The 23,658-nt window shown below is 70.5% G+C and carries 21 protein-coding genes; 14 read left to right on the forward strand and 7 right to left on the reverse strand.

Annotation, left to right across the window (positions count from 1 at the left end; all coding sequences use genetic code 11):
* The 4 genes from AB0F17_RS40615 to AB0F17_RS40630 form a co-directional block, all read left to right on the forward strand.
* A partial coding sequence (locus AB0F17_RS40615; RefSeq protein WP_358034369.1) for a carbohydrate ABC transporter permease occupies positions 1–534 on the forward strand: 534 nt, incomplete at its 5' end.
* 44 nt (positions 535–578) lie between these two features.
* Positions 579–1,838: an extracellular solute-binding protein gene (locus tag AB0F17_RS40620; RefSeq protein ID WP_358034372.1), complete on the forward strand. Its 1,260-nt coding sequence runs from the start codon at positions 579–581 to the stop codon at positions 1,836–1,838.
* Positions 1,839–1,899: 61 nt separating this feature from the next.
* Positions 1,900–3,180, forward strand: a complete 1,281-nt coding sequence (locus AB0F17_RS40625) for a Gfo/Idh/MocA family oxidoreductase (protein ID WP_358034374.1) — start codon at positions 1,900–1,902, stop codon at positions 3,178–3,180.
* Positions 3,181–3,195: 15 nt separating this feature from the next.
* Complete coding sequence (locus AB0F17_RS40630) at positions 3,196–4,287, forward strand: hypothetical protein (RefSeq protein WP_358034377.1); 1,092 nt, start codon at positions 3,196–3,198, stop codon at positions 4,285–4,287.
* Here the strand turns inward: AB0F17_RS40630 and AB0F17_RS40635 are convergent.
* From AB0F17_RS40635 to AB0F17_RS40650, 4 genes are read right to left on the reverse strand one after another with little or no spacing between them, the layout of a single operon-like run.
* Positions 4,284–6,176: a DUF6807 family protein gene (locus tag AB0F17_RS40635; RefSeq protein WP_358034379.1), complete on the reverse strand. Its 1,893-nt coding sequence runs from the start codon at positions 6,174–6,176 to the stop codon at positions 4,284–4,286. The genes AB0F17_RS40630 and AB0F17_RS40635 overlap by 4 nt on opposite strands.
* Before the next feature lie 2 nt (positions 6,177–6,178).
* The gene (locus AB0F17_RS40640) at positions 6,179–7,210 is read right to left on the reverse strand and encodes a mandelate racemase/muconate lactonizing enzyme family protein (protein ID WP_358034382.1); all 1,032 of its coding nucleotides are present in this window, start codon (positions 7,208–7,210) and stop codon (positions 6,179–6,181) included.
* Positions 7,211–7,224: 14 nt separating this feature from the next.
* Positions 7,225–8,103, reverse strand: a complete 879-nt coding sequence (locus tag AB0F17_RS40645) for a 5-dehydro-4-deoxyglucarate dehydratase (protein ID WP_358034385.1) — start codon at positions 8,101–8,103, stop codon at positions 7,225–7,227.
* Positions 8,100–8,990: an NAD(P)-dependent oxidoreductase gene (locus AB0F17_RS40650; protein ID WP_358034388.1), complete on the reverse strand. Its 891-nt coding sequence runs from the start codon at positions 8,988–8,990 to the stop codon at positions 8,100–8,102. The genes AB0F17_RS40645 and AB0F17_RS40650 overlap by 4 nt, the downstream gene beginning before the upstream one ends.
* Before the next feature lie 220 nt (positions 8,991–9,210).
* Between AB0F17_RS40650 and AB0F17_RS40655 the strand changes: the two genes are divergently transcribed.
* Positions 9,211–10,182: a LacI family DNA-binding transcriptional regulator gene (locus AB0F17_RS40655; protein WP_358034391.1), complete on the forward strand. Its 972-nt coding sequence runs from the start codon at positions 9,211–9,213 to the stop codon at positions 10,180–10,182.
* A complete protein-coding gene (locus tag AB0F17_RS40660; protein ID WP_358034394.1) occupies positions 10,179–11,120 on the forward strand; it encodes an aldose epimerase family protein in 942 nt (313 codons plus the stop codon). Before AB0F17_RS40655 ends, AB0F17_RS40660 begins: the two co-directional genes overlap by 4 nt.
* Here AB0F17_RS40660 and AB0F17_RS40665 read toward each other — a convergent pair.
* Entirely contained in the window at positions 11,102–13,570 is a 2,469-nt protein-coding gene (locus AB0F17_RS40665; protein ID WP_358034397.1) for a SpoIIE family protein phosphatase, read from the reverse strand. The genes AB0F17_RS40660 and AB0F17_RS40665 overlap by 19 nt on opposite strands.
* 129 nt (positions 13,571–13,699) lie before the next feature.
* On the opposite strand from AB0F17_RS40665, the gene AB0F17_RS40670 reads away from it, so the two are divergent.
* From AB0F17_RS40670 to AB0F17_RS40700, 7 genes are all read left to right on the forward strand, one after another.
* Positions 13,700–14,320 carry a response regulator gene (locus AB0F17_RS40670; RefSeq protein WP_358034399.1) on the forward strand — a complete coding sequence of 207 codons (621 nt, stop codon included), beginning with the start codon at positions 13,700–13,702 and terminating at the stop codon, positions 14,318–14,320.
* Between the two features lie 81 nt (positions 14,321–14,401).
* On the forward strand, positions 14,402–16,906 hold the full coding sequence (locus AB0F17_RS40675; RefSeq protein WP_358034402.1) for a DNA translocase FtsK 4TM domain-containing protein: 2,505 nt from the start codon (positions 14,402–14,404) through the stop codon (positions 16,904–16,906).
* A gap of 78 nt (positions 16,907–16,984) precedes the next feature.
* The gene (locus AB0F17_RS40680; RefSeq protein WP_358034404.1) at positions 16,985–17,764 is read left to right on the forward strand and encodes a RodZ domain-containing protein; all 780 of its coding nucleotides are present in this window, start codon (positions 16,985–16,987) and stop codon (positions 17,762–17,764) included.
* A 46-nt stretch (positions 17,765–17,810) separates the two neighbouring features.
* Positions 17,811–19,220: a 30S ribosomal protein S12 methylthiotransferase RimO gene (gene rimO / locus AB0F17_RS40685; protein ID WP_358034407.1), complete on the forward strand. Its 1,410-nt coding sequence runs from the start codon at positions 17,811–17,813 to the stop codon at positions 19,218–19,220.
* Positions 19,217–19,789: a CDP-diacylglycerol--glycerol-3-phosphate 3-phosphatidyltransferase gene (pgsA, locus tag AB0F17_RS40690; protein WP_358034409.1), complete on the forward strand. Its 573-nt coding sequence runs from the start codon at positions 19,217–19,219 to the stop codon at positions 19,787–19,789. The genes rimO and pgsA overlap by 4 nt, the downstream gene beginning before the upstream one ends.
* Positions 19,790–19,791: 2 nt before the next feature.
* Entirely contained in the window at positions 19,792–20,283 is a 492-nt protein-coding gene (locus tag AB0F17_RS40695; protein WP_358034412.1) for a CinA family protein, read from the forward strand.
* Positions 20,284–20,623: 340 nt separating this feature from the next.
* Entirely contained in the window at positions 20,624–20,980 is a 357-nt protein-coding gene (locus tag AB0F17_RS40700; RefSeq protein WP_358034414.1) for a helix-turn-helix transcriptional regulator, read from the forward strand.
* On the opposite strand, the gene AB0F17_RS40705 is transcribed toward AB0F17_RS40700, so the two are convergent.
* Positions 20,977–21,756, reverse strand: a complete 780-nt coding sequence (locus AB0F17_RS40705; RefSeq protein ID WP_358034416.1) for a DNA-formamidopyrimidine glycosylase family protein — start codon at positions 21,754–21,756, stop codon at positions 20,977–20,979. The two genes, AB0F17_RS40700 and AB0F17_RS40705, sit on opposite strands and share 4 nt — an antisense overlap.
* Before the next feature lie 37 nt (positions 21,757–21,793).
* Entirely contained in the window at positions 21,794–22,243 is a 450-nt protein-coding gene (locus AB0F17_RS40710) for an Rrf2 family transcriptional regulator (protein ID WP_214638527.1), read from the reverse strand.
* Positions 22,244–22,469: 226 nt separating this feature from the next.
* Between AB0F17_RS40710 and AB0F17_RS40715 the strand changes: the two genes are divergently transcribed.
* Positions 22,470–23,651 carry an ROK family transcriptional regulator gene (locus AB0F17_RS40715; protein ID WP_358034419.1) on the forward strand — a complete coding sequence of 394 codons (1,182 nt, stop codon included), beginning with the start codon at positions 22,470–22,472 and terminating at the stop codon, positions 23,649–23,651.
* Positions 23,652–23,658: the final 7 nt, after the last annotated feature.

Genomic DNA, 23,658 nt, shown 5'->3' on the forward strand with positions numbered 1-23,658 from the left:
TTCCCGCTGAAGAAGCTGTGGTTCGCGCTGATGCTCGGCTCGATCATGCTGCCCTACCACGTGACGGTCGTGCCGCAGTACATCGTGTTCTCCAAGCTCGACTGGATCAACACGATCTGGCCGCTGATCGTGCCGAAGTTCCTGGCCACGGACGCGTTCTTCATCTTCCTCATGGTCCAGTTCATCCGCACCCTGCCCAGAGAGCTGGACGAGGCCGCCTCCATCGACGGCGCGGGCTACTGGCGGATCTTCCTCCAGGTGATCCTCCCGCTCTGCACCCCGGCCCTCGCCACAACCGGCATCTTCACTTTTATCTGGACCTGGAATGACTTCTTCAGTCAGAACCTTTACCTGACAAATTCCGACAATCTAACGGTGGCAGTAGCCCTCCGCTCCTTCCTAGACTCCAGTGGCGAGTCGTCGTGGGGCCCCATGTTCGCGATGTCGATCGTGTCACTGGGGCCGATCTTCGGCTTTTTTCTAGCCGGTCAGAAGTACCTGATCCGTGGTGTGGCGACCACCGGCCTGAAATAACACCCCCCAACGCTTGACCAGGAGGTAGAGCTGTGAAGCCTAGGATGAAGTGGACAGTCGCCCTGCTATCGGCGGCCGTGATGACGGCCGCCGCCGGCTGTGGCAGTGGTGGCGGCACAGCGGGCGACGACAAGGTCCATCTCCGCTTCTCCTACTGGGGCAGTGACTCCCGGCAGAAGCTCACCGAGCAGGTGATCAAGAAGTTCGAGGAGAAGAACCCGACCATCGACGTCGAGGGCGACTTCTCCAACTGGGAGAGCTACTACGAGAAGCTCGCCACCAAGGTGGCCGCCAACGACGCGCCCGACGTGATCAGCATCGAGATCCGCGGCCTGAGCGAGTACGCGGGCCGTAACGCCCTGGCCGATCTGTCGGGCAAGGTGCCCACGGCCGACCTCGACCAGCAGGTGCTCACCAGCGGCCAGATCGACGGCAAGCAGTACGCCATCCCGACCGGCGTCAACACCTTCTCGATGCTCGCCAACTCGGCGGCGCTGGAGAAGGCCAAGCAGAAGCTGCCCGACGACAAGTCCTGGACCTGGGACGACTGGGTGAACATGGCCAAGCAGGTCACCGTGGCCGGCGGCGGCGTGGTCGGAGCCGAGTACAACTACAACCCCGCCTGGCTGCAGATCTTCGCGGCCCAGCGCGGCGAGAAGTTCTACGACGGCAACAAGATCGGGATCACCGCCGACACGCTGAAGGCGTGGTGGGCCATCCACCAGCAGCTCATCCAGACGAAGGGGGCCAGGGACGCCGCGAAGAGCGCCGAGCTGATCTCCTTGGGGCCTGAGCAGTCGCTGCTGGCCACCAACGCGGGCGCGATGGGCATGTGGTGGAGCAACCAGCTCAACGCCCTGTCCAAGGCGTCGGGCCAGGAGATGACCCTGCTGCGGATGCCCAAGGCGCAGGGCGCGACCACCGGCGGCATGTTCCTGCAGCCCGCGATGTTCTACACGGCCTCCGTCAAGTCCGAGCACGCCACGGAAGCCGGCAAGTTCATCGACTTCATGGTCAACGACCCGGACGCGGCCTCGCTCCTGTTGAGCGACCGCGGCCTGCCGACCAACTCCAAGGTGCTCGCCGCCGTCAAGGGCAAGCTGCCGCCCGTCGACCAGAAGACGCTGACCTTCATCGCTGACGTCAAGAGCGAGCTGAGCCCGATCACCGCCCCGCCGAAGGGCGCGCTCCAGATCGAGGACGTCCTCAAGCGCAACAGCGAGGAGGTCCTCTTCGGCAAGACGTCGCCGGACGCCGGCGCGCAGAAGTTCCTGACCGAGGCCAACGCCGCTCTGGCCGGCTGAGGTCTGATCCCGGCTGGGGGTGCCAACCCCCAGCCGCCACTCCACGACTCGGGGAGAGAAGTTGAGCACCAGGTACGCCTTCGTCGGCCTCGGCCATCGCGCGCAGATGTACGTCGACGCCCTGCTGGGCGACTGGCGAGACACCGGTACGATCGCCGGCCTCTGCGACGTCAACCAGACGCGCATGCAGTACTACGTCGAGCGCATCGGCCACCAGGTGCCGTGCTTCGGCCCCGACGAGTTCGGCAAGCTGCTGGAGCTGGCCGACGCCGTCGTGGTCACCACAGTGGACGCGACGCACGCCCGCTACGTCGTCGCAGCCCTCGACGCCGGGCTCGACGTCATCGTGGAGAAACCCCTCACCATCGACGCCGAAGGCTGCGCGGCCATCGCCGCCGCCGCCGAGCGCAACCCGGGCAAGCTGGTGGTGACCTTCAACTACCGCTACTCGCCGCGCAACTCGGCGGTCAAGAAGCTCATCAGCGAAGGCGCGATCGGCGACATCACCTCGGTCCACTTCGACTGGGCGCTCGACACCATCCACGGCGCCGACTACTTCCGCCGCTGGCACCGCGACAAGGTCAACTCGGGCGGCCTGCTCGTCCACAAGTCCACCCACCACTTCGACCTGGTCAACTGGTGGCTCGCGGCGGCGCCCGAACTCGTCTTCGCCCAGACCGACCTGCGCTTCTACGGCCAGGCCCTGCCCCGAGGCCCGCGCCCCGCCCGCGGCCAGGGCGCGCCCGGCCTGGGCACCGACCCCTTCATCCTCGACATCTCCACCGACGAGCGGCTCAAGCGCCTCTACCTGGACGCCGAGCACGAGGACGGCTACATCCGCGACCAGGACGTCTTCGGGCCGGGCGTGACCATCGACGACAACATGTCGGTCCTCGTCCGCTACGCGAACCGGGCCATGCTCACGTACTCGCTCACCGCGCACGCTCCGTACGAGGGCTACCGCGTGGTGTTCAACGGCACGGAGGGCCGGATCGAGCTGGACGTCATCGAGCGGCCCTGGACCCCGGAGCACGCCGCGATCGACCCCAGCGCCGCGGGCAAGGAGCACATGGCCGGCGCCGGGGAGAAGCTCATCCTGCACCGGCACTGGAAGGAGCCGGAGGAGATCGCCATCGAGCAGGGCGCGGGCGGTCACGGCGGCGGCGACCGGCTGCTGCTGGACGACGTCTTCCGCGGCCCCGGCGACGACCCGCTCGGGCGGCCGGCCGGCTATCGCGACGGCCTGCGCAGCGTGCTGGTCGGCGTGGCCGCCACCCGCTCGGCCACCACCGGCACCCCTGTCCGCCTCACCGCCGACGGCACCCGCCTCGTCGGCGCCTGAGCGGAGGGTTGACCGGTGCGTGAGCTGCGCCATCTCGGAGCGTTCTCCGGGCTGGTCGAGCTCGCCGAGGGCCGGCGCGGACTGTTTCCGGACGCCGCGCCGGGCCCCGCGCTCAGGAAGGCCGCCCGCGAGGCGATCGGGACGCTCGACCTGGCGGTAGGAGACGTCCGGGTCGAGCGTTCGTGGACGACGCGGGACCTCAGCGGCGAGGAGCTCTCCTGGTCGGTGGGCTTCGGCCCGCGTACCCACGCCTACCTGCTGAAGCCCCGCGACGCGGAGGGAAGACTGCCCGGCGTGCTCGCGCTGCACTGCCACGCGGGCATGAAGTGGGCGGGCAAGGAGAAGATCGCGGACGGTCCCGAGCCGCCCACGCCCGAGGTGCGGCGGCTGCGCGAGCAGATCTACGGCGGCCGCGCCTACGCGGGCGAGCTCGCCAGGCGCGGGTTCGCCGTGCTCGTCCCCGACGTGATCGGCTGGGGCAGCCGCCGGTTCGACCGGGCGGACATGCCCGAGCGGGTGCTCGCCGAGGCGGACGACCCCGGCATGTCCGAGGCGGACCGCTATGACGTCGCGGCCGGGCACCACGAGCACGTCCTGGAGAAGTACTGCACGCTGCTCGGCACGTCGCTGGCCGGCGTGGTGGCGGGCGAGGACCTCGCCGCCGCGGCCTACCTGCGCTCGCGTCCCGACATCGGGCAGGTCGGGTGCGTGGGGCTGTCAGGGGGCGGGCTGCGTGCCGCGCTGCTCGGCGCCTTCGACCCCGGCGTCGCCGCGGTCGCCGTCGCCGCGATGGTCTCCAGCTACCGCGAACTCCTGGACGGCTACGTCGCCGGGCACTCCTGGATGTTCTTCCCGCCCGGCCTGTCGCGCGTCTGCGACTGGCCGGCGCTGGTCGCCGCCCGCGCGCCCGAGCCGCTCCTGGTCCTGTACGGCCAGCGGGACCAGCTGTTCCCGCTCGCCGGGATGCGCGCGGCGCACGAGGCCATCGCGCGCCACCACCCGGACGGCGGTTACGAGGGCGTCTTCTTCGACGCCCCGCACGCCTTCGACGTCCCCATGCAGGAGCACGCCTTCACCTGGCTGGCCACCCACCTCCAGAGAAGCTAGCCGTCCGCCTCCAGCGCCAGTTCGGCCGCCTCGGAGGCGGACAGGCGCCCGTCGGCCACCACCACGGACACGTGCCGGATCAGCTCGTCCTCGAAGACCAGCGGCGTGTCCCAGGCCAGCGCGGTGCCCACACCGGGATATTGCGCCACCCGGACGAACCACGGATCGTCCCCCGCCCGGGCGAACACCAGCGTCCAGTCCTCGCCCGCCAGCGCCAGCCACGGCGCCCGGGAGCCGTGGACCAGCTCCTCGCCCTCGGCCGCATCGGTGAACACCCGCAACCCCCGCGAGGCCGCCGGCGCCCGCCAGAAGAACCCGCCGTAGCCCGCCCCGGCCCGGCCCTTGGTCGCCGAGCTCTGGATCGTCAGCGGCGCGCCCGTGAGGTTGCGCAGCGTGAAGCCGAAGTCCAGCGTCCAGCCCCGCGACAGCGGGACGGCCCGCACGGACCGCTCCTCACGCACCACCGGGTCCTCGCCGGGCCGCTGCCACAGCAGCGTCTCGGCGAAGCCCGAGGAGTCGCGCCCGGTGAAGGACACATGCCGCTGTGTCCCGTGGTCGTCCAGCCATTGCGGCCCCTGGTCCCTGACGAACGTGCGCCCGCCCCAGAAGTTGCGCCCGCCGACGTCCGTGACGGCCACCCCGGCGCCGAGATGGTGCGGATGGTCCGCGGGCTGTACCTCGGTCACCACCGTGCCGCCCAGCGTGCGCACCGGGTGGAGGTAGGGCCGCGGCGCCGCGGTGATCGGCAGGTCGGGCCGCGTGACGTACTCGGCCACCACCCGGTCCGCCACCAGGAGCGGCACGGCCCAGCTCACGCCCAGCTCGGAGAAGAGCTCCAGCCGGTCCGCGCAGGTCTCGACCAACTGGGCGATGCCGGGCAGCGCTGGCCCTTCGCCCGAAAGGTCCTGGTGGTCCTCGGCGATCGGCAGCGGGTCGGGCGCGACCCTGATGGCCTCCAGGACCTCCATGAACGCGCCGGTCCGGTGGATCGGCACGATCAGCGGGGCTCCGGAGCGTACGTGCTCGACGAGGTTCTCCAGCAGGTCGGCGCGGGGGAAGCGGCGCGTGGGGCCGTCGCCGACGCGGACCTCGTCCACCGTGTACGTGAACGTGATCTTGCCGCGTTCGCCGTGGACGACCACATACGGCTCGTCGCGGCCGGTGGCGCAGAGCGTCACGGCGGCCACGATCGGCGGGCCGTCCGCCAGGTGGATCCGGATGGCCGAGGTGTCGTCGGACTCGATGGCGTTGGCGTGGAACAGCTCCGCCTCGACCGAGGTGACCGCGCCGCGTTCCTCGGCGCCCGCCACGGCGAGGGCGGTGGCGACGGCGTGCGCGAACGGGTTGGTGAGCGCGCCGTCCACGATGTCCACGCCGTCGAGCCGGCGCCGCCCCGACCAGGAGCTGCGGGTGAAGTAGGAGGCGGGCCGCGGCCACGCCCCCGCCACCCCGATGCCGGTGACGCGCCCGATCGTGTCCTCGGCGATCAGCCGGCGCACCTCCGGCAGGGCCGCGGACGCGAGGCTCTGGAAGCCCACCTGGCAGGCGAGACCGGCCTCGGCGGCGCCCCGCTCCATGCGCTCGAAGTCGGCGAGCGTGGCCGCCGTCGGCTTCTCCACCAGCACGTGCGCGCCCGCCGCCAGCGCCGCCAGCGCCAGGTCCGCGTGCGTGGGGATCGGGGTGGCCAGGATCGCGATCCGCGCCCCGGTCCGCTTGATCAGCTCGGGCAGGTCGGTGGAGAACTCCGGCGTGCCGAGCCCCTCGAGGTCTTCGGCGGAGACCGGCCGCACGTCGCAGATGCCGGCCAGCTCGACCTGGCCGGCCAGGCGCCGCAGCCGGTTCAGATAGTGGGCGCCGAATCCGTGCGCTCCGGCGAGTACGACTCGCATGCTCATCTCCAGTGGAGGCCGAGCCCCCGGTGCTCACCGACGCGTACTTTCGCGTCACTCACATGGACGGGGTACGGCTCGGCCAGCAGCCCCAGCGCGGCGAACGAGGCGTCCTCGACCTCCTCGGCCATGCACGGCAGCGGCAGGGCCAGCGCGAGCTGCGCCGACAGGTCGGGCAGCAGGTGCGGATAGACCGGCACGTCGAAGGCCCGCGCCAGCTCGGTGATGCGCAGGAACGGGGTGATGCCGCCCACTCTGACCACGTTGGGCTGCACGATGTCACAGGCCCCCGCCGTCAGCAGGTCACGGAAGCCGTAGACGGTGTAGACGTTCTCGCCGACCGCGATGGGCACGTCCACGGACCGCCTCAGCTCCACGTGCGCCGCGACGTCGTCGGCGGGCAGCGGCTCCTCCAGCCAGTGCAGGTCGTACGGGGCCAGCGCCTCGACCGCGCGGCGGGCCCGGTGCAGGTCCCAGCGCTGGTTGGCGTCGATCATCAGCAGCGTGCCGGGGCCGACGACCTCGCGGACCGCGGCCACCCGCTCGACGTCCTCGGCGAGGTCGGGCCGGCCCACCTTCATCTTGACCCCGGGATAACCCGCGGCCTTCCACCGCCCGGCCTGGGCGACCAGCTCCGCCAGCGAGTAGTGCAGGTTCACGCCGCTGCCGTAGACCGGCACCGTGTCCCTGCGCCGGCCCAGTACGTCGGCGAGGCCGCGCTCGCCGCAGCGCAGATCCCACAGCGCCAGGTCCACCCCGGCCAGCGCGACCGTGGTGATCCCGCCGGGCCCCGCCTCGCGCAGATGCCGCCAGAGCCGGTCCCACACGACTTCGGGGTGCGGGTCCAGGCCGATGACGGCCTCGCGGATGTCGTGCTCCAGCAGCGCCTGCACGGCCCGCGCGCCGATCTGCGGCGTCCAGGAGAACCCGGTGCCCGTCCGGCCGTCGGCCAGCGTGATCTCCACGACCATGACGTGGTTGGCGGGCACGTCGGGGCCCCACGGCCTGGGCAGGCGGGCGGTGTGAGCGCTCACCTTCAGGTCCCGGATCATGAGCTGCCCGCCAGCGACCGTCCGTGTTCGATCAGGGCCTTCAGCTCGGCCACGTGCTCGGGCGAGGCGTCGACCAGTGGCGGCCGCACCGGGCCCGGGTCCAGGCCGCCGAGGCGTACCCCGGCCTTGACCAGGGAGACGGCGTAGCCGGGGACCTTGGAGCGGAGCCGTACGAGCGGCTCGTAGAACTCGGTGAGCAGGTGGTCGGCGCCGTTCATGAACGCGGTGGCGATCTCCGGCGCGAAGGCGAAGACGGCGGAGGAGTAGAGCTCCACGCCGATCCCGCGGTAGGCGCCCATCGTCAGCTCGGCCGTCGGCAGCCCGTTGAAGAACCGGAAGTCGTCGCCGATCTCCCTGCGCACGGCCAGCACGGTGCGCTGAATGAGGTCGATGTCGCCCAGGCCGTCCTTGAGGCCGATCACGCCCGGGATCCTGGCCAGCGCAACGACCTGTTCGGGGGTCGGCGCCACCGAGCCGCGCTGGTAGATGATGACCGGCAGGATCGCCGCGACCGCGCGTACGTAGGCGGCGAAGCCCTCGACGGTGCCCGTGGCCAGGTAGGGGGGCATGAGCAGGAGGCCGTCGGCGCCCGCGTCGCGGGCCGCGCGGGCCTGGCTGAGCGCCGATCCGAGCGGGCCGCCGGCGCCCGCGAATACCGGCACCTGGCCGGCCGTGGTCTCGACGGCCACCCGAACGGCCGCCGCGTGCTCCGACTCGGACAGCGCGGGGAACTCGCCCGTGCCGCAGGCCGCGAACACCGCGCCGGGCCGGTGTTCGAGCCCGCGCCTGATGTGCTCGGCCAGCACCTCCTCGGCCAGCCCGTGGGCGGGGTCGAAGGGGGTGACGGGGAAGAAGAGGACTCCGCTGAGGTTCATCCGGTCTCCAGTTCGGTATGCCAGGAACGCTTGGGGGTCCAGCCCAGCATCCGTCCGGCTTTGGCGGAGGTGAAGGCGGGAGAGGTCCCGGTCAGGTTCGCGGCCGCGGCGGCGGTCGAGGGCATGACGACGGGGAGCACCTCCGCCAGTGGCTCGCGGGCCAGCGCGTCGGCCGCCCCGGCGAAGAACACCTCGCCGTTGGGCAGGTCGGGCAGGCGTTCGAGGAGCACGGCGATCAGGTCGGAGGCGTCCCGGGCGTCGAGGTAGTTGAACAGCGAGACCCCGGCGATGTCCGGCCGGTCCAGCCGTTCGACGATCGTGTGGCCCGACTGGGTCGGAGCGCCCGCCCAGTCCTCGGGGGCCACCACGAAGCACGGCCGCACCGCCGCGAACCGCGTCTCCGAGCCGCCGCGCGCGAACGCCGCCATCGTCTGCTCGGCCACGAGCTTGGACAGGTTGTAGGCGTTCCATGGCGCGACGGGGTGTTCTTCGTCGATGGGCAGGTAGCTGGGCGCCCAGCCGCCGGGCGAGCCGTAGCCGATGACGGTGGGGCTGCTGGCCACCACCACCTTGCCGACGCCGGTGCTGCTCGCGGCCTGGCACACGTTGAAGGCGAGCTGGGTGTTGGTACGGAAGGTCACGCCCTCGGTACGGCTGAACGGGGTCGCGATCGCGGCCAGGTGGATCACCGCGTCGGGCCGGAAGCGGGCCATGACGTCATACGCCTCGCCCAGGTTCGTCAGGTCGGCGGGCAGGGTGACCGCGGCCTCGGCGGGAGTGCCCGGGACGGCGTCGATGCCGATCACCTCATGACCGGCCTGGGCCAAGGAGACGACCACGCTGCGCCCCAGCCGACCGGCGCTGCCGGTCACCAGTGTTCGTGTCATCGGTCGTTCACCACTCCTGCGTTGGATACGGCAACCGGTTGCAGAAAGTATCGAGCCGAGGCCGGGAGAACGTCAAGCGGCCGGTCCTCTTCCGGCCAGGCGGTCTGCCCATATGAAGAGATATGGTGGGATTTAGCGGGAAAATCCGGCGACGATGGTTGATTGACAGCGATACAAACGATTGCACTAAAGTACTAAGCACGGTCGGAGGAGGCCAAGCGTGGCGGTGACGATTCGTGACGTGGCTGAGGCGTCGGGCGTGCATGTGTCCACGGTGTCCCGGGCGTTCTCCGCGCCCCACCTGGTCAATCCTGAGACACGCACCCGCGTGCTCGCCATCGCCGAGGATCTCGGCTACCGGCCCAACCGCGCCGCGCGGGCGCTGACCACGGGCCGCACCCACAACATCGGCCTCATCGTGGCCGATATCGCCAACCCCTTCTTCCCGCCGCTGATCAAGGCGGCCCAGGCGCAGGCCAGGCTCCGCGACTACCACGTGTTCGTGGCCGACACCGATGAGGACCCGCAGGTGGAGGAGGATCTGATCCAGACCCTCACCAAGCAGGTCGACGGCGTGCTGCTGTGCAGCCCGCGCCTGACGAACCGGACGATAGAGCGCCTGCGCGAGGAGGTGCCCTTCGTCGTGGTGAACCGCCGGGCCAAGGGCCTGCCGACCGTGCTCATGGACGTGGGCCGCGGCGCCAGGCTGGCCGTCGAGCACCTCACCGCGCTCGGGCACCGCCGCATCGCGCTGGTCACCGGGCCCAGCGGGTCGTGGACCAGCAAGGAGATGCAGGAGGCGGCGGCCACGATGAACGACGTGGACGTCGTCTTCCTCGGCCCCAACCCGCCGACGGAGCTGGGCGGCCTGGCGGCGGCCACCGACGTCATCGCCTCGGGCGCGACGGGCGTGCTGGCCTACAACGACCTGGTCGCCATCGGCCTCATCGAGGGACTCGCCGAGCGGGGGAAGAACGTCCCCGGCGACGTCAGCGTGATCGGCGTGGACGACATCGTGCCGGGCCGGCTGAGCCGCCCGAAGCTGACGACGATCGCCATGCCCACCGCCGCCGCCGGCCGGATCGCCGTCGACCTGCTGCTCCAGTCGGTCGACTCGGCGGCCACCGCCGCCGCCACGATGCTGGAGACCGCCCTGATCGTCCGCGAGTCCACGGGAAAGGCACACAGATGATCTTCGGAACGCTGCCGTCCGGCGAACAGGTCGAGCGCGTCGAGCTGTCCTCGGGACGGCTGCGCGCGAGCGTGCTCAGCTACGGCGCCATCCTGCAGTCGCTCGAGGTGTCGGGCGTCAACGTGGTGCTCGGGCTGACCACGCTGGAGGATTACCTGACCCGCAGCCGCTACTTCGGCGCCGTCGTCGGCAGGTACGGCAACCGCATCGCCGGCGGCCGCTTCACCCTCGACGGAGTCGAGCACCGCCTGCCGCTCAACAACGGGCCCAACAGCCTGCACGGCGGTGACCACGGCTTCGACCGCAAGGTGTGGACGATCTCCGAGGCCACCGGCTCCTCCGTGACGCTCACGGTGATCAGCCCCGACGGCGACCAGGGCTACCCGGGCACGCTGACCGCCTCGCTCACCTACACGCTCGAAGACGACGCCCTGCGCCTCGACTACACGGCCGAGACCGACGCGCCGACCGTCGTCAACCTCACCAACCACTCCTACTTCAACCTCGCGGGCGGCGGCGACGTGCTCGGGCACGTGATCCAGATCGACGCCGAGCACTACCTGCCCGTCGACGAGCACAAGATCCCCACCGGTGAGCCGGCGCCGGTCAAGGGCACGGCGTTCGACTTCACCACGCCGCACGCCGTGGGCGACCGTTTCGACGGCGGCTACGACCACTGCTACGTGCTCGACGGCGGCATCCGGGTGACCGAGCCGGGCGGTGGCCTGACCATGGAGGTCACGACCACCGAGCCGGGCGTCCAGTTCTACGCGGGTGGCATGCTCGACGGCGTCGCCACGCCGTACGGGCCGCACGCGGGTCTCTGCCTGGAGACGCAGCACTTCCCCGACTCGCCCAACCAGCCGCGGTTCCCCTCGACCGTGGTCAGGCCGGGCGAGACCCGCACCTCCACCACCAGCTACAGGTTCACCACCTGACCCGCGCGCAGCGCGGTCGTGGCCCGGAGCACCAGCAGCGCCACGTCGTCATGTGACGGCTCGGAGGCGAACGACTCGACCGTCTGCCGGATCCGCTCGGCCACGGCGTGCGCGCTCAGCCCCGAGCAGCCCGACAGGATCGCGGTCAGCCCGTCGTCGTCATCGAGCAGCCGGTCGCCGTCGCGCCGCTCGGTGACGCCGTCGGTGACGCACAAGAGCAACTCCTCGGGCAGCAGCTCGAACGACTCGGTGTAGAACCGCGCGCCGCCGTCGACGCCCAGCAGCAACTGCGAGGTGGCGACGGGCACGACCTCGCCGTTCGCGCGCAGCAGCAGGGGCACGGGATGGCCCGCGGAGGCCAGCGTGCACAGCGCGCCGCCCTGGGGCAGCGGCGTCAGCTGGCCGCAGAGAAGGCTGAGGAAGCGGCCGTCCTCGCCCTCGTCGAGCAGCGTCCGGTTGAGCCGGTCGAGGATGTCGGCCACCGTGTAGTGCTCCTTGGCCAGCAGCCGTACGGCGTGGCGGGCCAGCCCGGTCACGGCGGCGGCCTCCGGGCCGCTGCCGCACACGTCGCCGAGGGCGAAGCACCAGTGGTCGCCGACGGCGAACAGGTCGTAGAAGTCGCCGCCGACGTCCGCGCCCTCTTCCGCGGGCTCGTAGACGACCGCGGACTCCAGCCCCGGCATCGGCGCGACCCGCATGGGCAGCAGACTGCGCTGCAGCACCCGCGACGTGGTCGCCTGCCGCGAGTAGAGCATGGCCGTGTGGAGGTTGAGCGCCACCAGGCGGCACAGGTCGGCGAGCAGGTCGGCCAGCTCCAGAGGCAGGGTCGGCTCGACGCGCCCGATCACCAGCGCGCCGTGCGAGCGGCCCTGGGTCATCAGCGGGAACGACAGCACGCTCTCCGGCCCGACCGGCCAGGCCACCTCGCCCAGCGCCGAACGCGGGATGACGGGCAGAGCCTTGCGCAGGTCGGCGTTGTGGCGCTCCTCGCTGTGCCACACGTGCGCGAGCCTGGTCATGCCCGCCAGGTCGGTCAGGTAGACCGCCGCCCAGGTGGCGATCTTGGGCACCACGAGCTGGGCCGTCAGAGCCGCGATCAGCTCCTCGTCGTGCACGCCCGCGAGCAACTCGCCGGCCTCCGCGAGGAACGACAGCCGGCCCCGATGAGCCCGGTCCTGCTCGGCCGATCGCTCGCGTTGCACGGTCGCCGCGACCTGGTCCGCGATGTGCTGCAGGCTCGCGGTGAGCGCTTGGTCGAACCGGCCGGGCTCGGCGGCCGTCACCACGAGGTAGCCCGTCACCTCGCCCGCCACGATGAGCGGCGCGCACGCCAGCGACCGGGCCTGGAGCCGCTGGGCCAGCTCGACGTCGGCGGCCAGCAGGTCGTCGACCATCGCTGGGGCCTTCTGCTCCGTGCTGAACACGCCGGCGGCCACCACGCCCACCAGCCCCGCCGTCGCCCCCGCGCCCGCCACGACGCCGAACCGGTTGCCGCCCTCGGCCCGCACCAGGACGTAGGCGGCGTCGCCCGCGCTGGACAACTGGACGATCTGCGCGATGGTGTCGAGCAGCTCGTCGAGCGGCATCTCACGGTCGAGCAGGTCCTTGATCCGTCCGCCCGGCTCCCGCTTGACCGAGGCGGGCGGGGTGGCCAGTACGTACAGGTGGTCGTTCGACACCACCATCCAGATCGACCGGCGGTCCTGCGCGCGGCCGTCGGTGCGCAGGTGGGAGATGTAGACCGGGAGCAGGCCGCCGTCGAGGTGCCGCATCCTGGACTCGCCGCGCCAGCGGCCGAGGCCGAGCGTGTCCGACAGGGACAGCGCGCACGGGCCGTGCCCGCGCCAGGCGACCAGCTCCGCCAGCGGTCTGCCGGTGACCTGGGTGGCGGGCCAGCCGAGCAGCGCCTCGGCCTCGGCGTTCCAGGTGACGATCCGGCCCTCGGGGTCGCTCACGACGACCGCGACGTGCAGGCTCTCCGTGGACGTCGCGATCGCGGCGGGCGCCGGAGCGGGGATCCTGGAGGCGCTCTCGTGCCCGCAGGCCTTGTCGAGCTCCATGCGGACCCAGACCCGCTTGGCGGTGCCCATGTACGTGACGCCCCAGGCGTCGGCGAGCAGGCCCGCCAGCACGAGGCCACGCCCCGTGGTGGCCATGCCGCCGGGCGGCGACGGGTCGGCGGCCGGCACGATCCGGGTCGGATGGTGGTCGTCGACCTCGATCTCCAGTCTGGTCGGGGTGGAGTTCGGGTCCAGCCGGCAGGTCAGCTCCAGCCCCGTGCCCGCATGGACCACGGCATTGGTGACGAGTTCGCTGGTCAGCAGCACGGCGTCTTCGGCCAGGTGGCTCAGTTGCCATTCGCCCAGTACCTGGCGGACGAAGCGTCGTGCGGCCGCGGGGGCCTGGGGGGTGCCGTCGAAAGCCGTGCTCGACACGCGGGTCGTGTCCACTGTGCGTCCTAGAACATCACTCGATGTGGCAGTTCGGTCACTCTCAGAGTGGCAGACTGTGGGGCTTCATTACCCCCAGTTGCGAAGAAGGCCGCCATGGTCGCGCTGTTAGACCCCGGAGGGACCTGAATGAATCGCCAGGTAAAGATCCTTTTGGTGGACGACAAGGACGAGAGCCTGGTCGCGCTGGAGGCGGTCTTACGCCCGCTCCAGCAGCAGCTGTTCAAGGCCAGGTCGGGGCAGGAGGCGATGAAGCTGATGCTCCGCCACGACTTCGCGGTGGTGCTGCTGGACGTGCTCATGCCCGGCATGGACGGCTTCGAGACGGCGACCCACATCAAGCGGTTCGACCAGGCGCGTGACGTGCCCATCATCTTCCTGACCAGCACCGAGCCGGGATCCGACGTCGCGTTCCGCGGCTACGCCGTGGGGGCGGTCGACTACATCACCAAGCCGTTCGATCCGTGGGTGGTGCGGTCCAAGGTCGCGGTCTTCATCGAACTGTTCCGCAAGAACGCGATGCTGCGGGAGCGGACGGCCCTGCTGAGTGGCCTCCTGCCGAACGACACGGCTCTGTCGAGGAACGCGCAGGCGCTGGCCGGCTTCGCCGACCGCCTCGGCGCCGTCGAGGCGCGGCTCGACGCGCTGGCGGACTCCTGCTCCGGCGACGAGGGCTTGAGAGGCGCCGTCCAGGATCTGGTCGACCTGGTGGCCGACATGCGGGCGGCCTTCGACGCGGTTCGGTTGTGACAGGCTCGGGGTAGGGGAGCTTTCGCGCACCTCGGCGAGCCTGTGTGCGTTGCGCGGTGTCTCCGTCGTACCTTTGGCATCATGGCCACCCGTACGCCGAAAAGCGCATCTAAGGGGCCGGCGAAGCGGTCGACCTCCGCCCGCTCGACCCCCGCCAAGCGCGGATCCAGCTCGACCGGGCGGCCGAGGGCGAAGGGGGCCACGTCGGCTCGCAAGCCGTCCTTGACTCACCCGGATCCGATCAGCTGGGTCTTCACGATGATCGGCAAACTGATCGTCGGACTCTGGATGCTGCTCGCCAACGGCATCGGCAGCACGGCGCGGGCACTCGGCAAGAACGCGCGCGACCTCGATCCCGCGCACCGGCGCGACGGGGTGGGCCTGTCCGTGCTCGCCGGCGCCATCGTGATGGCGGCGATGACCTGGCGCAGGGCCGACAGCGCGGTCGCCGGTGTGGTCAACGTCACCGTGCACAGCGTGTTCGGGTCGCTGGCGTGGGCGATCCCGCTGCTGCTCGGCCTGCTCGCCTGGCGCTACCTGCGCCACCCCGACCAGAACGCCGACACCGGGCGCATGGTGATCGGGTGGAGCGCGCTGCTTGTCGGCGTGCTCGGCGTCATCCACGTGGCCAACGACACGCCCTACCCGGCGGGCACCGCCAACGACGGCATGGACAGGGTGTCGCAGGCGGGCGGCATCATCGGGTTCATCGTGTCGGCGCCGCCGATGAGCATTCTGCCGGCCTGGATCACGATCCCGCTGCTGCTGATCATGTCGGGCTTCGGCGTGCTGGTCATCACGGCCACTCCCGTCCACCGCATCCCGGAGCGGCTGTCCGAGCTCAAGCACCTGCTGTTCGAACGGCACGCGCCCGCCGAGCAGGCGGCGCCCGTCAGGAAGCGGCCCAGGCCCAAGAAGGGCGAGGTGGACGAGAAGGGCGAGCTCGTCAAGCCGTTCGACACGCCGGTGCTCTCCGAGCAGGACAAGCGCGCCGACCACTCGCCCGAGATCGTGCCGGGGCTGGTGGACGAGGAGGAGGCGCCGGCGGCGGTCAGGAAGCTCGAGCCGCCGGAGCCCACCCCCGCGCCCCGCAAGGTCGAGCAGCTGGTGCTGTCCCCGCAGGCCGGGCCGTACAGCCTGCCTGATCTGCAGTTCCTCAAGCCGGGCAGCGCGCCCAAGCCGCAGACCAAGGCCAACACCGTCGTCGTCAACGCGCTGACCAGCGTCCTTGAGCAGTTCATCATCGACGCGCAGGTGATCGGGTTCACCCGCGGCCCGACCGTGACCCGCTATGAGATCGAGCTGGGGCCCGCGGTCAAGGTGGAGAAGGTCACGGCGCTCACCAAGAACATCGCTTATGCCGTTAAATCGGCAGATGTCAGGATCTTGTCGCCGATTCCGGGGAAGTCGGCGATCGGGGTGGAGATCCCGAACGCGGACAAGGACCTGGTCTCCCTGGGTGACGTGCTGAACTCCAAGGTGGCCCAGGGCGACCACCACCCGATGATCGTGGGACTGGGCAAGGACGTCGAGGGGCGCACGATCGTGGCGAACCTCGCCAAGATGCCCCACCTGCTCATCGCGGGTGCCACCGGCGCCGGCAAGTCGGTCTGCGTCAACGGCCTGATCACCTCCATCCTGATGCGCGCCACGCCCGACGAGGTACGCATGGTGCTCGTCGACCCCAAGCGGGTGGAGCTGTCGGTCTACGAGGGCATCCCCCACCTGATCACGCCTATCATCACCAACCCGAAGAAGGCCGCCGAAGCCCTCGAATGGGTCGTGGGGGAGATGGACCGCCGCTACGACGACCTGGCCGCCAGCGGGTTCCGGCACGTCGACGAGTTCAACAACGCCGTGCGGGCCGGCAAGCTGCAGCCGCCGCCGGGCAGTGAGCGGGTCTACCAGCCCTACCCGTACCTGCTGGTGATCGTCGACGAGCTGGCCGACCTGATGATGGTCGCCCCGCGTGACGTCGAGGACTCCATCGTGCGCATCACGCAGCTCGCCCGCGCGGCCGGCATCCACCTGGTCATCGCCACGCAGCGGCCGTCGGTCGACGTGGTCACCGGCCTGATCAAGGCGAACGTGCCCTCGCGGCTGGCGTTCGCCGTGTCGAGCCTCACCGACTCGCGGGTCATCCTCGACCAGCCCGGCGCCGACAAGCTCATCGGCCAGGGTGACGCGCTGTTCCTGCCGATGGGCGCCAGCAAGCCCATCCGCCTCCAGAACGCGTTCGTGTCGGAGAAGGAGATCGCCGGGATCGTCGCGCACTGCAAGACGCAGATGCAGGCCGAGTACCGCGAGGACGTCGCCGCGGCGCCGGTCAAGCGGGAGATCGACGGTGACATCGGTGACGACCTCGACCTGCTCGTCCAGGCGGCCGAGCTGATCGTGACGACGCAGTTCGGCTCGACCTCGATGCTGCAGCGCAAGCTCCGCGTCGGCTTCGCCAAGGCGGGCCGGCTCATGGACCTGCTGGAGAGCCGCAACGTGGTCGGCCCCAGCGAGGGTTCGAAGGCCCGCGAAGTGATCGTGAAGCCCGACGAACTCGCCGGTTTGCTCGCCGACTTGCGTGGCGAATGACCCCAATGCACGTTCGCCCGACGACTACTGATTGAATGTGAATCATTACAGAACGTCGTGGGGCGGAAGGCGCTTGCCATGCCGGAACAGAGCACAGGGGCCATGCTTGCTGAGGCCCGGCGGATCGCCGGGCTGACAGTCACGCAACTGAGCGAGGCCACCCGCATTCGTGAGGCGATCATCTACGCGATCGAGCGTGACGACTTCTCGCAGTGCGGTGGCGACTTCTACGCGCGGGGACACGTCCGGGCCGTAGCCAAGGCGGTCGGGCTCGATCCCGTCGCCACCGTCCACTTCTATGACGAAGAACACAGCGGGGCGGTCACGCCCATCCGGGCCGCCGCCGTCTTCCAGGCCGAGCGCAAGATCAGGATCAACGAGCGGCGCGGCCTCAACTGGACGATGGCGCTGGGCGTCGCGCTGGCCATCGTGATGGTGTTCGGGGCGGTCAGGGTGCTCGGCGGCGGCACGTCGGACGAGGTGCGCACCGCCGACTCACGCCTCGTGCCGCCGAACGCCCCGATCGCCGAGCACGCTCCCAAAGCGTCGCACGCCAAGGGGAAGACGGCCAAAGATAAGGACGTCAAGGCCAAAAAGGACAAAGAGGTCGTCGTCAAGGTGAAGGCCAAGCGCGCGTCCTACCTGAACGTCCGCGACGGCAAGGGACTCAGCCTCTTCTCGGGAACGTTGCCGGCGGGCAAGAGCTCGACCTGGAAGTCCGAGAGCGGGGTCCATCTCGTGATCGGTGACGCGGGCGCCGTGTCGTTGCAGGTCAACGGCAAGGATCTGGGTCGTGCGGGGGCTCGCGGGGAGATGGTGACCCGCTCGTTCGTGCCTTCGGAAGCCAGCCCGAGGTAGCCCGTGCGCTCGGTGGTGGCCAACTCCCGATACCGTAGTGTTCACCATGTCATCCCGCCGAACCGCATCGCTGATCACTCTGGGCTGCGCCCGCAACGAGGTCGACTCCGAGGAGCTCGCCGCGCGTCTTGAGGCTGCCGGCTGGCAGCTGGGCGACGACGACCCCGATGTCGTCGTCGTCAACACGTGTGGCTTCATCGACTCGGCGAAGAAGGACTCCATCGACACGCTGCTGGCCGCGGCCGACACCGGGGCCAAAGTGGTCGCCGCGGGCTGCATGGCCGAGCGCTACGGCAACGAGCTCGCCGACGCTCTGCCCGAGGCCAGCGCCGTCATCTCCTTCGACGACTACACCGAGATCGGTGGCCGCCTCGACGACGTGCTCGCCGGCCGACCGCTCAAGCCGCACACGCCGCGAGACCGCCGCACCCTGCTGCCCATCTCGCCGGTGGATCGTGCCAGCGCACCCAAGACCGCCATCCCCGGCCACGGCGACCTGCCTGAGGGGCTGGCACCCGCCAGCGGGCCGCGCGTGCTGCGCAAACGGCTCGACGAGAGCCCGGTGGCCTCGCTCAAGCTGGCCTCCGGCTGCGACCGGCGCTGTACGTTCTGCGCCATTCCGGCCTTCCGTGGCGCCTACGTCTCGCGCGATCCCGAGGAGCTCCTGGCCGAGGCCGACTGGCTGGGCCACCGGGGCGTGCGCGAGCTCGTCCTCGTCAGTGAAAACTCCACGTCCTACGGCAAGGACCTGGGCGACCTGCGGGCGCTGGAGAAGCTGCTGCCGCGGCTGGTGGCCGTCGAGGGCATCGAGCGGGTGCGGGCCAGCTACCTGCAGCCGGCCGAGCTGCGCCCGGGGCTGATCGACGTGCTCGCCGGCACCGAGGGCATCGCCCCCTACTTCGACCTGTCCTTCCAGCACGCCAGCGGCACCGTCCTGCGCCGGATGCGCCGCTTCGGCGACCCTGAGCGCTTCCTGGGGCTGCTGGAGAGCATCCGCGCGGGCGCGCCGGAGGCAGGCGTGCGCTCCAACTTCATCGTCGGCTTCCCCGGTGAGACCGAGGAGGAGTTCGGCGAGCTGGTCGGGTTCCTGGAGCAGGCCAGGCTCGACGTGATCGGTGTGTTCGGCTACTCCGACGAGGACGGCACCGAGGCGGCCGGCTTCGCCGACAAGCTCGACCAGGACGTCATCGACGAGCGTGTGCGCGTCCTGACCGAGCTCGCGGAGGAGCTGACCGCGCAGCGCGCGGAGGAGCGCATCGGCACGGAGGTGGACGTGCTCATCGACGACGACCTGGGCGACGGCGGCTACGAGGGCCGGGCCGCCCACCAGGGTCCCGAGGTCGACGGGTCCGTCACGGTCCAGGGCATCGGCCTGGTCCGCGGTCAGATCGTGCGCGCGGTGGTGGTCGACGCCGAGGGGGTTGACCTGATCGCGCGCATCAAGGCCGGTCCATGACCAAGGACGAGCGCCGCGTGGTGAGCCCGTGGAACATCGCCAACGTCCTCACGGTGCTGCGGTTGGTGCTCGTCCCCTTCTTCGTCATCTGCCTCTTCCTGCCCGGCATGGGCTGGCGCCTGGGCGCGCTGGCGGTGTTCGGCGTGGCCTCGCTCACCGACCATCTGGACGGTGAGCTGGCCAGGCGCTACGGGCTGATCACCGACTTCGGGAAGATCGCCGACCCGATCGCCGACAAGGCGCTGACCGGCGCGGCGCTGGTGTCCCTGTCGATCCTCGGCGAGCTGCCGTGGTGGGTGACGGGCATCATCGTGGGCCGCGAGGTGGGCATCACCGCGCTGCGGTTCGTCCTGCTCAGGCACGCGGTCATCCCGGCCAGTTATGGCGGCAAGGTCAAGACCGTGCTGCAGATCGCGGCCATCGTTCTCTACATCCTGCCCGGCGAGTTCGACCCGGTCCGCTGGGTGGTGATGGGCGCGGCCCTGGTCGTCACGGTGGCCACGGGCGTCGACTACGTGGTGCGTGCGATCAAGCTACGGCAGGTGGCCAGGCGGGCGCGCGGGGAGTGATCATGGTTGGGGCCGCGGAGGTTCTCTCCTTGCTCGTACGGCGGGCCGCCACGGTCGCCGTGGCCGAGTCGTTGACCGGGGGGCTCATCGGGGCGACGTTCACCTCGGTCTCGGGGGCGTCCCAGTCGTTCAGAGGCGGGGTCATCTCCTACGCCACTGATTTGAAGCACCGATTGCTGGCCGTGCCGGAGGAGTTGCTGCGGCGGGAAGGTGCCGTGCACCCGGACGTGGCGGCGGCGATGGCGGTGGGGGTCGCGCGGCTGTGCGAGGCGACATATGGCCTGGCGGTGACCGGTGTGGCCGGTCCGGAGCCGCAGGACGGAAAGCCCGTCGGCACCGTGCATGTGGCCGTCAGCGGACCCGGGGACCAGATTTGGCAGAGACGGTTGAGGCTTTTGGGGTCTCGCGAACGTATCAGGGTAGAGACGGTGGACGAGGCTATCGATCTACTGGCAAGTGTGCTGAAGGGGAACAATGGGGAACATACCGGGTGATTACCGTGTTACGTCCCGAGCGAACATCCGACGCACGGTCTGACGCGGTGTCGGTTGATACGGGTACGGTGGAGCTGTGAGTGAGGTCCGTGAGCCATCTGCAAGCACCGAGCGCCCGGCAGGCGGGCCTAACGAGTCACGTGACGAACCTTCACGTAATGAGCTTTCGCGAAGGGAGCCTTCGCGAAATGAGTCATTGCGTAATGAAGCGGCGGGGCAGGGGCGGAGACGCCCGATGATGACGGCGAGGAGCATGTACGAGCCGAAGAAGAAGAACGGACGGCACGATCCGACCGCGCGGGGCGTGGTGAAGCCATCCACGCCGGGGAGGGAGCGACAGATGATTCTGCTGCGTCAGCTGCTCGGCGACGTGCTGAGGCGGTTGAGGGTGCGGCAGGGACGCACTCTTCGCGAGGTGTCCACGCTGGCGCGTGTCTCGCTCGGCTACTTGTCCGAGGTCGAGCGTGGTCAGAAGGAGGCGTCATCGGAGCTGCTGGCGTCCATCTGTGGCGCCCTCGGGGTTCCGTTGTCGCAGGTGTTGCGTGAGGTGTCCGACCAGTTCGCGCTGGCGGAGCTCCAGGCCACTCCTGTGCTCGCCGAAGCGCCGGAGCACGAGCGCATCCCCCTTGCCGAGACGGTGCCCGGGTCGATATCCGACTCCGTGTTCCCCGAAGTCAAGGACATGGTGGCCGCCTAACGCGGTTGGCAGTCACCACACCACAGGACGAGTCGTTCCTGTGGCTGTGCTCCCATCTCCCCGCGACTGATGCGCGTTCCGCATCGGCGGCAGGGGCGGCCTGCTCTGCCGTACACCCACGTCTGGCCGCCCGGACGGCGGTCGCCGGTGGTCACTGTGGCAGCGTGTGTCCTGTTCGCTGCCAGGAGCCGCTGGGCGAGCCTGACGAGCCCGTTCAGGTCCTCGATGTCGCCGACCTTCCGCCATGGCCAGACGCCGCGCAGGAAGAGTGTCTCGGCGCGATAGATGGTGCCGAGCCCCGCGAGATTACGCTGATCGAGCAGCGCCTCCCCGATCGCCCGGTCCGGCGCCTCGCGCAGGCGGCGCACGGCCTCGTCCGGATCCCAGTCGTCGCCGAGCAGGTCGGGCCCCAGGTGTCCCACGACGCGGTTCTCGTCGGCGGTCTTCAGCAGGTCCACCATCCCCAGCCGCACGCCCACCGCCTGCCACTGCTCGTTGGCCAGCACCAGCCGCACCTGGTCGCCGGGGGCGGTGCGCCGGCCGGCGGGCAGCACCCGCCAGCTCCCGTCCATCCGCAGGTGCGTGTGCACGGTCAGGCCGCCCTCGACGCGGGTGAGCAGGTGCTTGCCGCGTGACAGGCTCGCAAGGACCGTCCGGCCGCTGAGGTCGGCCGTGGCGTGCCGGGGCACGCGGAAGTCCGAACGGGTGAGAACCCGGCCGTCGAGGGCGCCCCGGAGTCGCGCGGCCGTACGGTAGACGGCATCTCCTTCGGGCATGCCCCCAGTCTAGGAACCGGGCGCGTCGCGCGCCGGGTCAGTCCCAGGCGGCGGGGTCGGCGGCGAGCTGGCGGACGCGGTCGGGGAGCGCGCCGCTGGCCACCTGGTCCAGCGTGACCTCTTCGAGGATGGCGCGTTCGGTGGCCCGCAGGGCGATCCACACCTGCTGCAGCGACTCCGCGGGTCCCCGGTAGCCGACGTGCTCGGGGCGCTCGCCGCGTACGTTCGCCAGTGGCCCGTCGACGGCCCTGATGACGTCGGCGAGAGAGATCTCGGCGGCGGCCCTGGCCAGGACGTAGCCGCCTTCCGGACCGCGCTGACCACGGACGAGACCGGCGCGGCGCATCTGCAGCAGAATGTTCTCTAGGTATTTGGGGGGCATGTCCTGCTCTTTGGCGAGCTCGCCCACGGTGGTCGGGCCGGCGCCGGCCGCGGCGAGTTCGGCGGCAGCACGGAGGGCGTAGTCGACACGAGCGGAAAGGCGCATGTAGTTGATTATCCCTCCTGGTCAACAGTGGTTATGCGCAAGGTCGCCAGAATGGGCAGGTCATCCGGGCGCGGGCCTGCGCGGACACCGCGGACAGTCCTTTACCGATTCACTCCGCTCGCGCGGGGGTTGGTCGTGAGGCATCCTCGGGTTCACCTGCGGTGATAAGCAAGGTCCAGGGCGCTAAACTTCCAACAACCTTTTCGATTTGACGGTGGGATTCAGCGTGGAGCGACGCCCTGGTGTGCCCAGACTGCTCAGGGAGATCAACGACCGGGCCGCGTTGGAGTTGTTGCTGGCCACCGGTCCGATGACGCGCGGACAGATCGGCGATCGCACCGGGTTGTCCAAGGTCACCGCCTCCCAGACGCTGTCCAGGCTGGAGGAGCGCGGGCTGGTCGAGGTCGTCGGCACGCAGGCCGGCGGGCGCGGCCCCAACGCGGCGCTCTACTCCGTGATCCCCTCCAGCGCGTACGTGGCCGGGCTCGAAGTGGGGCCCGAGCTGATCTCCGCGGCCGTCGCCGACATCCACGGCCAGACGATCGCCGAGGTCACGGTCGATCCCGCCGACCTCGACGACCCGGTCTCGGTGGTGCACGGCGCCATCATGAAAGCCTGCCGCAGCGCCAAGATCAGCATCGGCCGGCTGCGCGGCGTGGTCATCGGCACCCCCGGCGTGGTCGATCCGCGCAGCGGCGACGTGCGCTTCTCGTTCGACCTGCCCGGCTGGCACGAGGGCATCCACGAGGCACTGGCCGGTGACCTCAAACGCGAGGTGACGATCGAGAACGACGTCAACCTGGCCGCGATCGCCGAGCGTGCCGACGGCGCCGCCCAGGGACTCGACGACTTCGTGCTGCTCTGGTCCAGCCGCGGCCTCGGTCTCGCGGTGATGCTCGGCGGCAAGCTGCACCGGGGCCGTGCGGGCAGCGCGGGGGAGATCGGCTATCTGCCGGTGCCCGGCGTGCCCCTGCCCGAGTACATCCGCACCGAGCCGGGCCGGCTGCCCTCGCTCGCGGGCGGTCTGCAGTCGCTCGTCAGCGCCGAGGCCGTGTGCGAGCTCGCGAGGGGCTACGGGTTCGCGGCCGAGAGCGCCGGGCAGTGCGTGAAGCTCGCCGTGGCGGCCGGCGCCGAGGGCGAGCCGTTGCTCGACGAGATCGCGCACCGGCTCGCGCTCGGGGTGGCCGCGGTCTGCGTGATCCTCGACCCCGGCCTGGTCGTGCTGGCGGGCGAGGTGGGCCAGGCCGGCGGCGCCGCGCTCACCACCCGGGTGGAGGAGGCCGTGGCCCGCATCTGCCCGGTCCGCCCCCAGGTCGTCACCACCACCATCACGGACAAGAACCCGGTGCTGCGCGGCGCCGTCCTCGCGGCCCTGGACCAGGCCCGCGAGGCACTCCTCAAACCGTGAGCCCGCG

This window comes from Nonomuraea sp. NPDC026600, from assembly GCF_040638335.1.
Taxonomy (GTDB): domain Bacteria; phylum Actinomycetota; class Actinomycetes; order Streptosporangiales; family Streptosporangiaceae; genus Nonomuraea.